Raw genomic sequence first — 17,108 nt, forward strand, 5'->3', positions numbered from 1 at the left:
ACGATAGGCTATTTCAGTTTTGACTTGTTCAATGAGTGTATTCATGACTTACCTCCAAGTTATGGGATAACCCCAAGGTAAGTGTGGCTCAAATTATAAGAATAGGATCTCCGCGTAGCGGCTTAGTTCAACAATTTAATATCGACCCAATGGGTCGTTTCTCTACCAATGGTTGGGTCGTTTATCTGATTGAACCAGTTTTATCATACATCTTAAGCCATTTCCAAATAATAACATTTAGAAAAATCATCTTTTGACAAAAAGTAGAAAACGACTCATTTGCTTGTTTTCTTGACTATGGGGGCAAAGTAGCCAAACTGTATATACGTACAGTATTAATTTTTATTGGAATAGTTATGAGAACACGCTCGCTATTTTTAAACTCAATCATAGATTACATGTTAGCCAAACAATATTCTTTACGGTCGGTTGACACTTACCTGAAATGGATTGCTGGCTTTATTAATTATCACGACAAGCGGCACCCCTCATCTATGGGGGATAATGAGGTCGAAAAATATTTAGACTATTTGGTTTTGAAGAAAAATGTATCACCTAAAACCCAAGCGACGGCTTTAAATGCGCTGGCATTTTTATATAAACACATCATAAAACAAGAGTTATCGCCCGACCTTGTCTTTGTGCGTAGTAAAAAACAGCAAAAACTTCCGATTGTTATGACACCTGATGAAGTAAAATTGTTGATATCATTTTTAGATAAACGCTATTACTTAATCGCTGGGTTAATGTATGGTAGCGGTTTACGCGTGATGGAGGCTGTCCAATTACGTGTTCAAGATATTGATTTTGATTATAAAAGCATTCGGATATGGAATGGTAAAGGTAATAAACATCGCATAGTGACTTTAGCCACTGAGTTAATTCCTTTATTAAGAAGTCAGATTATGCAGGCCAATGATTATCTGCTGCTTGATATAAAGAACGAGCAATTCGCGGGAGTTTGGATGCCTAATGCCCTTGCTCGTAAATATCCATCCGCAAATAAATCTCTGGCATGGCAATATTTGTTTCCCTCTTATAAATTAAGTGCAGATCCACAAACAGGTGAAATTAGACGACATCATTTTTATCTCACAGGGGTGCGCAAAGCGATTAAAAAAGCTGCGTTAAAAGCACAACTGACTAAACCAATTACACCTCATACGCTAAGACACTCGTTCGCAGCGCATTTACTACAAAGTGGAGCAGATATTCGTACTGTGCAAAGCCAACTCGGTCACTCAGACGTTAAAACAACACAAATATATACCCATGTTTTACAACAAGGTGCTAATGGAGTGGTAAGCCCATTGAGTAAGCTACTCTAATGAAGCAATTTTCAGCTATTAGTTCTTGCTCATTAAATAGACCTGAAGTTATGACTTAATTTAGTGGTAGTTAACGTCTGCTATTGGGAAATGTGGCTTTAATAAATAGAAAGCGTTAGCTTCCGCTTTTCGCTCAGAGCCGCCCTTAGAGCAATTACGTTAACCCATAATGGGGCTGAAGCGAGTTGCGGCTTATGGTCAGGTTTTGGCACAGGCTTGTCCTTTGACTCCAACTCCATTTTATCCAAAAATGTGTTGTTACAAAGAACTCAAAACATGTAAAAAAAGCGCCTAGGGCGCTTTTTTAATATCAACTAGCTTAATTTAGTGTGGGTTGCACATCTAGCCCATAACCAAACATAACTGCGATTACCAGTACTATTGATGCGGCAGCCATTAGTTTGATAAGCAGTGGTAAACAGAATCTAAACCAATGGCCGTAGGGTACGCCAGCCATACCTAAAATACCCATAAGTACGGCATTGGTAGGAATGATCATATTTGAGAACCCATCACCAAATTGGTAAGCAAGTACTGCAACTTGACGTGGCACACCGACTAAATCTCCTAGTGGTGCCATTAGTGGCATCGTGACATAAGCTTGACCAGAACCTGATGGAATAAATGTATTTAATACAGTTTGAATCACTAACATGCCAATCGCTGATATTTCGGCAGATACATAAGACAACGGTAACGACATGCCATGCACTAAACTATGCAGAATCTGACCATCCTCTAAAATCAGCGCAATACCCCTTGCAACACCAATCAAAATTGCGGTTGTTACTAGGTCTGACACCCCCTCAATAAATTTATTGGCCGCTTCATCAGCAGATAACTTGCCTAAAATGGCTACAACGACACCCCATGCGATAAAAACACCACCTAGCTCATATAAATACCATCCTTTTGATGCGATACCCCATACTGCAATTGCAAGGGTAATAATAAAGCTACCTAAAATAAGTTTATGGCGAAGAGCAAGTGTTGGATAACTTGCAGCCGTTTGATTTTCAAGCGGGCAAGGTACACCTATCATCATCGACTTAGACGGATCATTGGCCACCATTTTGGTGTATTTCCAAACATGATGAAAACCGATAAGAACAAATGGAATGAAGATGGCTAAACGTAACCATAGGCCAGAGTAAACAGGAATACCTGCAATTTGTTGTGCTATTAATACGGTGAAGGGGTTAAATGCCGATACACCATACCCAATACCATAGCCTGCGACTATCATACCGACTGCGGTCATCGCATCGAGGCGCATTGCTTTACAAAGCGCAACTAAAATAATAACAAACGGGATGTACTCACCTGCAGTACCAATACTGCTCGATGCAAGTGCAAAGCAAAATACCACCATAAATATTAAACGCTGTGGTTTTTCACCGTGGCGCTCAAGTAAGCGACCGATTAGTGCATCAACAGTACCTGTTGCGCGCGCTATGGCTAATACACCCCCGACGATTAATACAAAGAAAATTACATCTTGTGCCGCTGCAAAAGCGCGAGGAATTGCTTGTAATAAATCCCAAGGAGTTAAATAGTGACGTTCTGATACTGTTTGATAAGTACCCGCCACGACCATTTCTCGGCCTGAGTCACTGAGTGTTGTGCTGAAGAAACCCTGTGGTACGAGCCATGTTGCGATTAAAGCAATGACCATCATACTGAGTAGTAAAATTAGCGTGTGGGGAACTTTAAAATGCAAACCCATTTATTCTCCATAATATTTTTATAGGTAAAATTCTTGAAATAATACCATGGCTTAGACAAAAAAGGTGACCGAAAAGTAAGCGTATTGTGAACTAATGTAATATGTGAAGCGCATAAAGACAGGGAAAGAGGCAGGCCACAATACAGTGGCCTGAATAAAACTTATTTACCTAAGCCAAACGGGTCATCAATGCTGTGTGCCGGTTCTGTAAACCAACATGGGCCCGATTCTGTCATGTAAAAGTGATCTTCTAATCGAATACCAAATTCGTCAGGAACAACAATCATTGGCTCGTTACTAAAGCACATACCCTTAGCAAGTTTAGTTGTATTACCCCCAACTAAATAAGGCCATTCATGAATATCTAAACCAATGCCATGACCTGTTCTGTGAGGACATCCTGGTGTTTGATAGTCTGGGCCCATACCATTAGCTGCGAGATATTGCCGTGCAGCATCATCAACCGAGCCGCAACTAGCACCAATTTTAGCGGCGTTGAATGCAGCTAATTGTGCATTTTTTTCATGTTGCCAGAACTCACGTTGGCGTACAGTTGCATCTCCAAAGACATAAGTACGTGTAATATCAGATAAGTAATCATGTACTTTACAACCTGTATCAATCAACACCACATCCCCTTTTTTAAGGGTTTGTGGGTTCTTTACACCATGCGGGAAAGACGACGCTACACCAAATAATACAATGCAGAAATAGTTTCCTGGTGCGCCTACTTTTTGGTGTGCTTTTTTAATAAAGGCTTCGACTTCGGTGGTTGTTATCCCTTCGTAGAGCATACTTGCAGTGGCTTTATGAACTTCAAGAGTCATATCCATAGCACGTTGCATAAGAGCAAGCTCATTCGCTGATTTATGCATACGGCAATGCGCTGTAACACATTGGGCATTTATGATGTTGTAATGGCTGTTGGCTTTATTTATCCCATCATAAATAAAGAATTGCGCGCTTTCATCTATACCAATCGTAGCATTTTTATCGATACCCATTTCACACAGTACATCAACACACAATTGATACGGGTTTTCATGTTCTTGCCAGCCGCGTATTGGACCGTCAATCACCATAAAATCATTTAAACTACCAATTTCAAAATAAGGGGCGATGTATTCAACATTGCCTTTCGCAGGTAAAATAGCGCCAACTAAACGTTCACTTGCATACCAACGCATTCCAGTAAAATAAGCAAGGTTGGTTCCTGCATTCAGATAAATTGCGTCTATATTATTGGCTTGCATATAGGCTTGCGCTGCGCTGATACGGGCTAAAAATTCATTACTTTGTATCGGGGTTAAATCTGTTGTCATATCTGATAAAGAAGCCAGAGCTTGCTCTGGTGACTGAATACCGATGCCATATGTTGTCATTGTTTACTCCTTGGTTTTTTCACATTGTGACCTGAGTGCGTAACTGGATGCAAATTCACTGCGACTAATCGCATCTAATTCGTTTTTAAATCGAATGCTGCTAGCATGCGCAAAAAATAAGGAGTGATGATGCAAGCAAACTACCTACAAAGACAAGCTGAATTTAAAGCCCGACTCGAACAGCAAGGCTATAGCGCCATGTTAGTTCTTGGTCATGAAAATATTCGTTACTTAAGTGGTTTTAGTGGCAATGCCGCCTACGCATTGATCACAAAGAACGACTGTATACTGATAACCGATTATCGCTACCATCAGCGTGCTATTGCAGAGACTTCGGGGTTTGATGTGGTGTGCCGTGACCGTGATACTGAAAGTCTTGGTGACTGCATCAACCGTCATTTAGCTGCTAAAAGTCATGTTGCTTTTGATGCAAGTTATATCACAGTTGCAGTATGGCAAGATGTAGAAAAAGCGCTAAGTAATCACACGTTAGCCCCGGTTACTGGTCTTATAGAACAGCAAAGACGTGTTAAAGATGCTTGGGAAGTTGAGCAGATTAAAGCGGCTGCAGCAATCGCGGATCAGGCTTTGGCAGAGACTTTACCTTACTTCAAAGAAGGGGTTACTGAGCGTGATTTAGCCTTAGAACTTGAATACCGAATGCAGAAGCTAGGATCCGAAGGCATGTCTTTTGCCACTATTATGCTATTTGCTGAACGAACAGCGCTGCCGCATGGTAATCCGTCTTCACAGGTGTTAAAACACGGCGACTTTATCACCCTTGATTTTGGGGCTGTGGTGAACGGATACCGCTCCGATATGACACGAAGCTATATACTAGGTGAGGCATCAGATAAACAAATATCGATTTACAAAGCTGTCGAAGAGGCGCAACAAGCATCACTTGCGCTTGTTAAGCCCGGTATCAACTGTTTGGCGTTAAATGCGGCATCACAGCAAGTATTAGATGATGCAGGATATGGAGAGTATGCAGGTAAAGGACTCGGGCATGGGCTAGGGCTTTTCTTACATGAAGTGCCTTTTATTAATACCTTGACTGATTACACCCTTGAGGTTGGTAATGTGATAACCATAGAACCTGGCATCTATATACCAGGTTATGGTGGGGTGCGTTTAGAAGACGATATCGTCGTTACTGACACAGGATACGAAGTATTAACGCACGCACCTAAGCCATTTATTATCTAAGCCACTATTTTTTAGCGTACGCTAAGCGGGCAAGTCGTTCAGTCGTGTGATAACTGTCGAGCCCGCTTACTGCGACGGTCTCTAACGATTCGATATCGACAAACCCATCGTTGTCTATACTGTGTTTATCAAGGTGAATAGCAGTAATTTCACCAATAATGAGTTCGGTGCCATTGATTTCAAGGTGGTGGTGCTCTTTTAACTCAACGCCATATTTAAGCCGGCTGTCTTTCACGTAAGGGGCTTTGAAGTCAGCGAGATATTCTGCTTCTAAACCCGTCGCAATAAACTCAGATTCCGCTTTATCATAGCGTGCAGATGTTTGGTGTGCCTGTTGATAAATTGTTTTATTAACGTGGTTAATCGTATAAAACCCCGTCTCTAAAATGTTTTCTAATGTATGTCTAGGCACAGAATGTGGACGGATTATCATGCCTACCAACGGCGGGTGTGCGCCTAAATGAAACACTGAGCTGACAATGGCTAAATTTGTATGCCCTTGATTATCTTGTGTGCCAATTAAATTAGCACTTTTGAACCCCGATAAACTATTAATGAAATGGGCTCGGTATCGACTGTCTAAATTTTCAATGGTGTTTTTTGAAAAGTACATAATTTTCCTTGTTACCAATCAATGGTTTTTCCCTGCCAATCAATGTAAGCAGGATTATCTAACTGAGATAAAAAATGAGTATCTGCAACAAACTTATAAAGCTGCTTAGCAACAAATTCTGGTGTAAAAAGCTTATCTGCTGGGACATTGGCTTGAAAAGGTTTAGATAAAGGTGTGTCTGTTGTGCCAGGATGAAACAGCACACAGTGGTTATGTTGAAAACGACGTTTGATCTCAATCGCAGCCGATTTAAATAGCATGTTAAGTGCAGCCTTTGAGGCACGATAACTGTACCAGCCACCCATTTTATTATCAGAAATGCTGCCGACACGGGCACTCAGTGCACAGATAACACTCGGTGTTTTACGGTTAAGCAAAGGTACAAAAGCATTAACGCAAGCAATCGGTAATAAAGCATTCGTTTTCATACTGTCGATGAAGTGTGCCTGCGATATGTCTGATAATTTACGCTCTGGAGCATGATCCGAATTATGCAGCATGCCATTGAATATCATTAGTTGCGACAACGGGGTGTCGTAGCGTGCAAGCTCAGTTGCCACAGCGGCTAAACTGGCATCACTGTAATCAGTGATAAAGTGCTGATGGCGCACATTATGTTGAGTTGTGCTATTAAAACTATTGTCAAAATCACTTCTGCTCAGAGTCACAATGATGGCATCGGTTAATTCATTGTGTAGCTCATTAAAGTAGGCTTTTGCGATATCACTGCTTGCGCCAGATAAAATAATTAGTTGCATTTTTAGCTCGATTCTAAATTTTTTAAAAAATATTTTTTCTCGTTCAACATAAAAAAATCGCTTAAGAATGGGCCGTTTTTTATTCTTAAACTAAAAACGAAAGAAATAATTCAACATCTAAAAGCTTTACCAACTGTTTTTTGAACACGCCTTTATTTACACGGATTTTGCCTAAAATATTGGTAAGTCCATTTTACCAATTGAATGGATAAAATATGGTTTGTTAAGGCTAAGCTGCATAATTATTACGCTTTTATGTTTATATATTGGTTATTCTTTTTTACGAACATGTTAGAAAATTCGATCTATTAAATTGACGCTGACAATGATATTAATAGAAAGGATCAGTATTTTGTAGGCGTTTTGCTTAGCAAAATACTGTGCAGTAAGTACTTTCAACTTAGTAAAAGAAAGGAGTATGAGAATGAGTGAACAATACGCTGCACTTCGCGGTAATGTTAGCATGCTTGGACAAATGTTGGGTCAAACGATTAAAGATGCACAAGGACAAGCCATTTTAGATAAAGTAGAAGAAATTCGCGCTTTATCTAAATCGTCACGTAGTGGTAATGAAGCCGACAGACAGGCCCTTATTGATGTACTACACGCTCTCACAGACGAAGAACTATTACCGGTTGCACGCTCATTTAATCATTTTTTGAACCTTGCTAATGTTGCCGAACAATTTCACACTGTGTCACGCTTTAATGATGTTGGCTTTTGCCAACTTAATCCTCTCACTCAAACATTAAAAGCGTTAGCAACTGCGGCAAATCAAGGCCACATTGATATTAATCATTTAGCCGAAACTCTCTCAAAACTCCACATTAATTTAGTGCTCACCGCGCACCCTACAGAGGTGACGCGTCGTACTATGATTAACAAACACGTTGAGTTAAGTGATTGCTTAGCGTCATTAGAGCGCAAAGACAATCTACCTACAGAGCGTGCAGAACTTCTTAACCGTATAGAGCAGCTAATAAGCCAAGCATGGCATACGGATGATATTCGACGTTCACGCCCGACCCCTATTGATGAAGCAAAATGGGGCTTTGCCGTGATCGAAAACAGTCTATGGCATGCTGTGCCACGTTTTCTGCGTGAATTTACTGATGAGGTTAAATCTGAACTCGATTTAAGCTTACCAATTGATTACAGCCCGATAGAGTTTACATCGTGGATGGGCGGCGACCGTGACGGAAATCCATTTGTCACCGCTGAAGTGACGCAACAAGTGCTTGACCACGGTCGTTGGATGGCTCTCGATTTATATTCTCGTGATATTGAAACCCTGAGTAACGAACTATCAATGTCAGATGCAAGTGATGAGCTCATTGCGCTGGCAGGTCAAGAATTCGAACCATACCGTGCGGTGCTGAAAAACTTAAAAAATCAGATTGCTGAAACAGTTACGCACCTTGGTGCAAAAATTAAGCGTAAACGTACAGATTCTGAGGATTTAATTACCGACATAGCACAAATAAAACATCCCATTGAAGTGTGTTATCGCTCGTTAATTAAAACCAACATGCGAGTGGTTGCAGACGGTTTATTACTTGATGTGTTACGACGCATAAATAGCTTTGGTTTACGCCTAGCTAAGCTAGATGTACGTCAAGATTCGTCGCGCCACAGTGATGTGTTTTCTGAGTTAACACGCTATTTGGGCTTGGGCGATTATCACCAATGGCAAGAGGACGATAAGCAAGCTTTCTTACTTGCTGAGTTAAATTCGCGCAGACCGCTTATTCCTAAGCATTGGAAACCGAGTCCCGATGTACAAGAAGTACTAGATACCTTTGATGTTATTGCTGCACAAGATGCACACACATTCGGTTTATATATCATTTCTATGGCACGCACTGCGTCTGATGTATTAGCTGTGCAATTGCTTCTAAAAGAAAGTGGTTGTAAGTTTAAATTACCCGTGGCTCCTTTATTTGAAACGTTGGATGACTTAAATGCGGGTAAAGATGTTATCGAGTGCCTACTTGATAACACTTGGTATCGTGGTCATATACAAAACCAACAAAATGTCATGATTGGCTATTCAGATTCTGCGAAAGATGCGGGCATGATGGCTGCTGGCTGGGCGCAGTACGAAGCCATGGATAAACTTGTTCAACTTGCTGAGCAACGTGGCATTGAGTTGGTATTGTTCCATGGACGAGGTGGCACCGTGGGACGCGGAGGCGCTCCTGCGGCGCAAGCACTGCGTTCTCAACCGCCGGGTTCATTAAAAGGGGGATTGCGTGTTACTGAACAAGGCGAGATGATCCGCTTTAAGTTTGGTCTGCCTGCCGTTGCGCTACAAAGTCTTAATATTTATGCTGGTGCAGTGCTTGAAAGTAATTTGTTACCGCCTCCTGAGCCTAAGAGTGAATGGCGTGATGTGATGCAGCTTATTAGCGCCGAGTCATGTGAGCATTACCGCGATGTGGTTCGTCATGATGAAAACTTTGTTCCCTATTTTAGAATGGCGACGCCAGAGCAAGAGCTTTCAAAATTGCCATTGGGTTCACGCCCTGCGAAACGAAACCCACATGGCGGGGTAGAAAGTTTGCGTGCAATCCCATGGATTTTTGCATGGAGCCAAAACCGCCTAATGTTACCGGCTTGGCTTGGCGCATTAAGAGGTTTACAAGCTGCACTAGATAAGTACGGTATTGAAACCTTGCATGAAATGAGTTTGCAATGGCCATTTTTCCGTGCGCGTTTAGAAATGCTAGAAATGGTATTTAGTAAGGCGGATAGCTGGTTAAGCGCACACTATGATGATGCGTTAGTGACAGATCAATATAAACCGCTCGGTGTGAAGTTACGCCAAGAACTTAATGAAGCAATTGAATTGGTTCAATCATTGAGTCCACAAAAAAGTTTACTTGCTGATCAACCGTGGATCAAAGAGTCTATTGCTTTGCGTAACCCGTACACCGATCCACTCAACTTGTTACAAGTTGAATTACTACGTCGCTCGCGTGAAGCAGATGCTAGTTCAGCGGGTGATATTGATAATGCACTCATGATCACCATGACAGGGATTGCTGCGGGTATGCGTAATACCGGTTAATCACTCTTCATCTACTAATCGTACGTCGATTGGTAAGGTAATTATAAACCGTGCGCCGTGATCAGATGACTCGGCGCATATTTTGCCTTTTAAGTTATACTGCACTGCGTTAAAAACAACATTTAAACCCAGCCCCAAATGCTGGCTACCCATATTGGATGTGTAAAAGGGGGTGAAAATTTCTTTAAGAATTCCGTCTTCAATTCCTACACCGTTATCTTGATAGATAATATCAACACACTGCGCATTCTGCTTAATTACAATGTCTACTTTGCCTTCATCACGGTCAATAAACCCATGTTCGCAGGAGTTAATCACCAGTGTTTTTAAAACATCACCTAAAATAGAGGGGTAAGACATAATCGTGACATCATCACCACTCACTTCGTAATAAATATGTTTTCCTAGATAGATACTCAGCGGTTCTAATCGGTCGTGCATATACTCAAGAAGCACAATATTTGACATCGGTTTATCAAGATTAATAGAGACATTGAGCGATTTAAATTCTTCAACAATGCTGGCGAGTCGATTAACACTACTGATCACCAACTCTTTTGCACTGCTGGTATCATTTATAAACTCGTGGAAATGCTTGCTGGTTAAATTCCGGTTTTCAAACTTATCAGATAAGCCCGTTAAGTATTTATCTATTAGCGAGCTGGCTGTCACAATGGTGCCTATCGGGGTATTTAATTGATGCGCCATGCCTGAGACTAATGACGTAAGCGACGCTATTTTTTCGATTTCTATAAGATGGCTTTGTGTATCGTGGAGGCGTTTGAGCGTGGCTGCGAGTTTATGTTTTTGTCTGTTAATACTTCGTATGGCTATAAATGAGCCGATAATAATCAAGAATAGACACATCGAGATGGCAATTGTTAAATCTTGGAATGCTTTTGCTTTGGTTGCTTTTATTTGCTCTGTTTTGGTTAGTTCAGAAATTCTCACTTCTTTTGCAGCTAAATCAGCTTCGGCTAAGGCTTTGGTTAAATTAACACTTGCCTGACGTTTCAAAGCGACCGTTTGTATGTCGTTGTACTGTTTATAAGCTATCAGTGCATTTTGATAATTGCCTTGTTTTTCATAGAGACTTGCCGTGAATTTTGCGACTTCTAGCTGTGTTTCAAAATGCGTATATTTATCAGAATCGAGATCGATTGATGTGATCAAACTAATTGCGTGTTCAATTTTACCTTGTGCTTCATATGTCGCTGTAAGCGCTAAAATAGCACTCATGTATTCACTGCTTACATCATGCTCTTTTATTAAATCAACGGCGTTTAATAACACGTTTTCAGAGGCTTCTAAGTCACCTAGCAGTCGAAGAATTTTGCCTTTCAGGACTAAACTTATACTCTGGTGTGTGATGTAGTCATGCTTTTCTTGCAAAATGAGTAGCCCATCTAAAACTGCCATCGCTTCATCGTATTTTTTAAGCCCAACCAGTGCGGTCGCAATATTCATTGATGCAAACGATTCGTTGAGTGTTTGATTATTTGTTTGTGCGTAGAGTTTGTAATTTTCGAATGTGGTTAATGCTTCTTTAAAGCGTTCTAATTCTAAGTAGATAAGCGCTATATTGTTTTCGACTTGATAAACAAGAAGTTGATTTCGTTGTCTCGCAAAGGGAATTGCATCGTTATAGTAGTTGAGGGCTTCTTCGTAAAGGCCAAGTCGTGAATAGATTCCACCAGAAAGGTTGTAATACCCATACATTAAACTCTTTTCACTCAGTCGAGAGACCATGCTTTTGTATTCTACCACTGACTGCATCGCATCTTCGAACTGATTGTTTTCAAATAAAAACCAGGTTTTGTAGTTGGTAATCATAACTCTTTGTTCGAGTGAAAAGTCATCTGTTTCGAGTAAAGAGTTGACTAAATTGAGCCCTTCGGTTGGGGAGTGTGCGTAGCTTTCCCTGATTGTATTGCGTATTTGTTCAAACTCATCTGCTGTTTTAACGTTAGCTTGACCCGCAACGGGGAAGCTAAACACCAGCAGACTAAACAAAAATGTAATGAGTACTCTGGCCATGCATGAACTCAATAGATAAAAAATAAAGTATTAATACCAGAATAGTTCATACGTTCGATTTCGTTCAGGTACAAACTGTATATTTTATTAGTAATGTGAATTATCAGAAAAAACGTATTGTTGGTTAGGAAAAATTACAGGTATCTAACAAGTAAACACAACGTGAAGTATCGCTACAGATATTTAATTATTATCTAGCACTAAATTATTATTTACTTGTCTGGTCTGACCTATTTTATTGCTAGGTGTTGACTCAGTTGTAGATATCAATAAAATAGCGCGGCTTTCTCATTCAGCCTAGATTAAGCCCATTTAAAAATTACCCACAGACTTTTAGAGTAACTTTATGACCAATGTGTCTACTTGCATCACATATGATGCATCGACGTCGCTTGTAATGATGACGTTAAGAGGGATGGCAAGTGCACAGGATGTGATAAATTTTTACCAAATAGCCCATCAATACTCTTTATTGTATGGATCAGATAAAATTTTGGTCGATGTATCCGAGTTAACCCATAACTTTGAGCCTGCAGACTTATTTACCATTATGCCCGTTGTTGCAAACACTTTAAAGCGAGCTGTAATCGCAATTGTGGTCAGTTTTGATGGGTTTATGCATGACCTGTTTGTGCAAAAGGCCAAGCGTTATAACGTGCATGCAGAAAATTTCGAATGTTTTCAAACAGCAAAAAATTGGCTTATAGAACAGTAATCTCAAAATGTGACATACACACCCGGTTTTAATTTAAAGCTGCGACTAATTAGCCTATTAAATCGGGACATAATTGAGCTTTGCACGCCTTAGAGTCTAGTAATTACGGGCATAACCTTTTACACTGTATAGCCAATTAATAATTATAATTTGTTATGACAGCAAGTAGTAAAGAACTGAGCCAAGAAGCGCTAAATTTAGCGTCATTTAGTTTTTCTTTAGAGCAAAAAACAGCGCTTTTTACTCAGTTAAAGCAGCAGCGCGGTATTCTATTTCAGCGCGATATTATTGCTCTGTGTAATGAGCATAAACTCACAGAAACACAGTTACTTAAAGCGTGTGTACCCGTTGCGAGTTTATTTTCTGTTGCGCCTATATCGCAATTTTATGTCGGTGCAATTGCACTGGGTATTAATCAGCAAGGCGAAACTCAGTTCTATTTTGGTGCGAATGTTGAGTTTACCCATCAAGCATTAAGTTTAGTTGTTCATGCAGAGCAGTCAGCGATAAATAATGCCTGGCTAAATGGGGCAAAATCAGTCATTAAAATTGCAATTAGTGATGCGCCGTGTGGTTATTGCCGCCAGTTCATGAATGAGCTAGATACAGCCGATTCGCTTGAGATACTCCTACCAGAAAAGCACTTTAGTTTGCATGACTTACTGCCTAATGCGTTTGGTCCTAAAGACTTAGGTAATGAAATAAGTCTTATGTCGCAGTCAGCGACTACGCATCAATTTTCAGGTATTAGTAACGCGTGTGATGCAACACTCATTAAAACAGCATTAAATGCCTACGTGCCTTATACGGGGAATTTTAGCGCCGTTAAAATTAGTACGTATCACGATGGTGATTTTTATGGCAGTTACGCAGAAAATGCGGCATATAGCCCCAGTTTGTCACCTTTACAAAGTGCGTTGAGCCAGTTTTACCTTAGCGGATTAAGTTTTGACGATCAGACGGTTAAGTCAATCACTTTACTTGAGACAGAAGACGCGAAAAATCAATTAGAGGTGGCGAAAGCAGTGCTGGCAAGCTTTGAAAACCCACCAGCATTTGAATACATTACAGCGGCTTTAATTAAGTAACAGTTTGGCCGCTTCTATGACGACGGCGACCGACTTTTTCTCGATCTCGCCGTGGTCTACATTAGGGATTTCTTGCTTAGTTCTATTTACTAATACGCCAGCTACACAGGCTGCTCTGAGGCCTAAAGCAGCACACATAGTAAAGAGTGTTGCCGATTCCATTTCATAATTCATGACACCAAGTTTTTGCCACTCTTCACAACTACCTTGCAAAGCACGTGGTACATAACCTGAATAAGTATCGTAGCGTTCTTGTCCAGGATAAAATGTATCACTCGATGCCGTAATACCAATATGATAATTGATGGCTAAGTTATCGCAGGCATTAACCATTGCTTGTGTGGCAAAAAAATCAGAAACCGCAGGGTAACTTAACGGGGCAAAGTGTTGGCTTGCTCCATCTAAACGCACAGACGCTTGGCTAATTAAAATGTCACCTTCGTTAATATGTGGTTGAATGGCTCCGGTTGTCCCAATGCGTAAAAAAGTATCAACACCCAGTTGTGCTAATTCTTCTACAGCGATTGATGTCGAAGGTCCACCAATGCCAGTCGAACATACCACAACGCTGTGGCCATTTAGTTCACCACGATAAACATGAAATTCACGGGTTTTTGCTAAGCATTCAGGGTTATCAAGAAAGGTTGAAATACGCGCTGAGCGGTCAGGATCGCCAGGAACGATTGCCAAAGTGGCACCTTTTAAGTCGTCACGTGAGAGTCCTAAGTGAAATACCTTTTCCATTTTTGAACCTTATTTTTATCTAAAGCGTAATACTTAAATCATCTGCTTGTAAAGTACAGGACAGATGTCCTATTTAAGGTGAAGGTTGCAAGAATCGAACAGATAACCTAAACCTAAAGATGTAATGATAAAAGAGGATATATTATGCCTGCGTCATCTTCTATGAGTAAACATCAACAATTTGCCCGCTGCTTAGAAAGTTCACACGTATCAGCCTCGGCGCCTTTTCACTGGTTGTCTTTGGCGTTTAAAGATATCGCTAATGCACCCATATTAAGTTTAGTTTATGGTTTAGTGTTCACCCTAATACCCGCTACGATTATGTACTTTGTGTATCAATTTGATACCCATCTAGTGATTTTACCGGCTGTTGTTGCCTTTGCATTAATTGGTCCTGCATTTGCAGCTGGCCTATATGATGTTGCTTGGGAGCTTGAAAAAGGGCATAAACCAACTTTATTTCATAGCTTAAAATCAATGTTTAGAAATCCTGCCGGTGAATGGGGATTTGCTTTTTTACTTATGGTGATAATGATTGTGTGGATGCGATTAGCTGCACTTATCCATGCCTTATATCCAAACGTTGTAAACCCTAGCTTTGAGCAATTATCGGCATTTTTAACCTTAGGCACGATTGTCGGTGGTATTTTACTTGTTACTGTGTTTGCCATTTCGGCCTTTACGCCGCAAATTATGATGGAGCGTCGTGTGGACTTAATGACAGCGGTCATCTCGTCTATTAACGCCGTTAAAACAAACGCGGCAGCAATGATTGTGTGGGCAGGGCTAATACTGTGTTTGGTATTTGTCGGGTTCATCACTGGCACGGCTGGTTTTATTGTCATTATGCCTTTACTTAGCTATGCAAGCTGGCATGCGTATATTGCGGTGATCAAGACTAAGAAACCGCGAGGTTACGAATAATGAGTATTCACTCTGCATGAATATAAATCTAGTGCAGTAATCTCACCGATTGCTGCACTATTTGACTTTAACTTAACGCATGTTATACCTGCCTCATTAGATTGTTTATTTAATTCATAAGCAAATTCAACTTTTCTGTTTGAGAAAATAAATCTATTAAATTCAATGAGTTGTTTTTTCTAATTTTCATACGCTGTTTAATACTAGGCTTATCTAGTTTTGAACTTTGTGCTAAATGCATAAATTTTTGTTAGCGCATGATTATGCAGATAATTATCAGCGGAGTAGATATGAGTAACACACAAAAAGCATTCCACGAAAAATTAAGTCACTGCCTCTGTCCACCAGGAGACGGTGTTTTTACGGTTAATACAGCTAAAGAGCGTAAAGATGCACTTCGTACCAAGCTTTATGGTCAAACAGAAAATGTTGATGTGCTGTGGAAAGAATCACTCGAGACATTAGCAGACTCTGAGCATAAAGCCGTTATTTTAGGGATTAGTTCAGATTGTGGCGGTGGTATTTTACGTGGGGCCAATTGGGGACCGCTATTTTTACGTTCGACATTAATTGATCAACAGCCTCAAGCACGTGCTTTTGATTTAGGTGATGTGCGTGTTATTCCACATTTATTGCATGATAAATATTTGAACGATGCAACGATTAGTAACTGTCAAAAAGCGTTGTATGCTGACGAAAATAGTGAATATCATGTTTCACCACTTTCTATTACAGAAGATGTATGTGATGGCTTTTATGCACACTACCCAGAAAAAGGGATTTTTGGAATAGGGGGCGACCATTCAATTAGTTACCCGTTAACCAAAGCGTATTTAAAAGCAAAACGCGATGCAGGTAAACGCACTGCTATTATTCATTTTGATGCGCACACCGACCTATTAGTTGAACGATTAGGGATTGATTTGTGTTTTGGCTCGTGGTGCACACATATTCTTGAGTATTTACCCGCTCCGCGTAATTTGATCCAATTTGGTATTCGTTCAAGTGGCAAACCAAAAGCGCATTGGGAATCAACATTCGGTGTGAAACAGCATTGGGCGCATGAAATAATCGAACGCGGCGCAAAAGCGGTTGCAGATGAGGTTATTGCACAACTTAAAGCAGACAATATTGATGAGCTATACGTGAGCTTCGATATAGACGCGCTTGATGAAAGTTTCGCTTCGGCTACCGGTACGCCAGAAGCGGGGGGATTAACTCCTCAGCATGCACTGGATATTTTGGTGGCGTTAGCCGATGAGTTTCCGATCACAGGGGCTGACATGATGGAAATTGCCCCCTTTACGGACAGTTCGTTGATTGGTCAAACAAGTTCAGAAACAACGTTGAGAGAGGGTGCAAAAATCTCAGCATTTTTAATCGGTGCAATGAATAAATAATACGTTAATAATGCAAGGGCCTGTGTATTAGGCCCTTGTTCTGGTCACAATTGTTAATTCTATTTCAATAATGGCTACATCAGGCTATATTGATAGTTAATAATCATATTGTGG

13 protein-coding genes are annotated in these 17,108 nt (G+C 40.5%); 7 read left to right on the plus strand and 6 right to left on the minus strand.

What is annotated here, in order from left to right:
• The first annotated feature begins 356 nt into the window (after positions 1–356).
• Positions 357–1,328 carry an integron integrase gene (locus JIG41_RS09655; protein WP_199524631.1) on the plus strand — a complete coding sequence of 324 codons (972 nt, stop codon included), beginning with the start codon at positions 357–359 and terminating at the stop codon, positions 1,326–1,328.
• Positions 1,329–1,647: 319 nt separating this feature from the next.
• Here the strand turns inward: JIG41_RS09655 and JIG41_RS09660 are convergent, their stop codons facing one another.
• Positions 1,648–3,054: a YfcC family protein gene (locus JIG41_RS09660; protein WP_036972786.1), complete on the minus strand. Its 1,407-nt coding sequence runs from the start codon at positions 3,052–3,054 to the stop codon at positions 1,648–1,650.
• A 161-nt stretch (positions 3,055–3,215) separates the two neighbouring features.
• A complete protein-coding gene (locus tag JIG41_RS09665) occupies positions 3,216–4,436 on the minus strand; it encodes a Xaa-Pro peptidase family protein (RefSeq protein WP_075593328.1) in 1,221 nt (406 codons plus the stop codon).
• A 129-nt stretch (positions 4,437–4,565) separates the two neighbouring features.
• Between JIG41_RS09665 and JIG41_RS09670 the strand changes: the two genes are divergently transcribed.
• The gene (locus JIG41_RS09670) at positions 4,566–5,645 is read left to right on the plus strand and encodes a Xaa-Pro peptidase family protein (RefSeq protein WP_065979135.1); all 1,080 of its coding nucleotides are present in this window, start codon (positions 4,566–4,568) and stop codon (positions 5,643–5,645) included.
• Between the two features lie 4 nt (positions 5,646–5,649).
• Here JIG41_RS09670 and JIG41_RS09675 read toward each other — a convergent pair whose 3' ends face one another.
• The gene (locus JIG41_RS09675) at positions 5,650–6,258 is read right to left on the minus strand and encodes a flavin reductase family protein (protein ID WP_074989134.1); all 609 of its coding nucleotides are present in this window, start codon (positions 6,256–6,258) and stop codon (positions 5,650–5,652) included.
• A gap of 11 nt (positions 6,259–6,269) precedes the next feature.
• Complete coding sequence (locus tag JIG41_RS09680) at positions 6,270–7,016, minus strand: SDR family NAD(P)-dependent oxidoreductase (RefSeq protein ID WP_075593329.1); 747 nt, start codon at positions 7,014–7,016, stop codon at positions 6,270–6,272.
• 424 nt (positions 7,017–7,440) lie between these two features.
• On the opposite strand from JIG41_RS09680, the gene ppc reads away from it, so the two are divergent.
• The gene (gene ppc, locus JIG41_RS09685) at positions 7,441–10,086 is read left to right on the plus strand and encodes a phosphoenolpyruvate carboxylase (protein WP_036972780.1); all 2,646 of its coding nucleotides are present in this window, start codon (positions 7,441–7,443) and stop codon (positions 10,084–10,086) included.
• On the opposite strand, the gene JIG41_RS09690 is transcribed toward ppc, so the two are convergent.
• Positions 10,087–12,123, minus strand: a complete 2,037-nt coding sequence (locus tag JIG41_RS09690) for an ATP-binding protein (protein WP_199524632.1) — start codon at positions 12,121–12,123, stop codon at positions 10,087–10,089.
• Positions 12,124–12,520: 397 nt separating this feature from the next.
• Between JIG41_RS09690 and JIG41_RS09695 the strand changes: the two genes are divergently transcribed.
• Positions 12,521–12,838 (plus strand): hypothetical protein, encoded by a 318-nt coding sequence (locus JIG41_RS09695; protein ID WP_227006865.1) that lies wholly within the window; start codon positions 12,521–12,523, stop codon positions 12,836–12,838.
• Between the two features lie 155 nt (positions 12,839–12,993).
• Complete coding sequence (cdd, locus tag JIG41_RS09700; RefSeq protein ID WP_199524633.1) at positions 12,994–13,926, plus strand: cytidine deaminase; 933 nt, start codon at positions 12,994–12,996, stop codon at positions 13,924–13,926.
• Here the strand turns inward: cdd and udp are convergent.
• A complete protein-coding gene (gene udp, locus JIG41_RS09705) occupies positions 13,915–14,670 on the minus strand; it encodes a uridine phosphorylase (RefSeq protein ID WP_074989139.1) in 756 nt (251 codons plus the stop codon). The two genes, cdd and udp, sit on opposite strands and share 12 nt — an antisense overlap.
• 144 nt (positions 14,671–14,814) lie before the next feature.
• On the opposite strand from udp, the gene JIG41_RS09710 reads away from it, so the two are divergent.
• Together JIG41_RS09710 and JIG41_RS09715 are read left to right on the plus strand one after the other, a co-directional pair.
• A complete protein-coding gene (locus tag JIG41_RS09710; protein ID WP_036972774.1) occupies positions 14,815–15,594 on the plus strand; it encodes a DUF2189 domain-containing protein in 780 nt (259 codons plus the stop codon).
• A 290-nt stretch (positions 15,595–15,884) separates the two neighbouring features.
• Positions 15,885–16,994 (plus strand): arginase family protein, encoded by a 1,110-nt coding sequence (locus JIG41_RS09715; RefSeq protein ID WP_036972773.1) that lies wholly within the window; start codon positions 15,885–15,887, stop codon positions 16,992–16,994.
• Positions 16,995–17,108 lie beyond the last annotated feature (114 nt).

Origin of the sequence: Pseudoalteromonas sp. bablab_jr011 (assembly GCF_016464045.1) — a bacterium.
In the GTDB taxonomy this organism is placed as follows: Bacteria; Pseudomonadota; Gammaproteobacteria; order Enterobacterales; family Alteromonadaceae; genus Pseudoalteromonas; species Pseudoalteromonas lipolytica.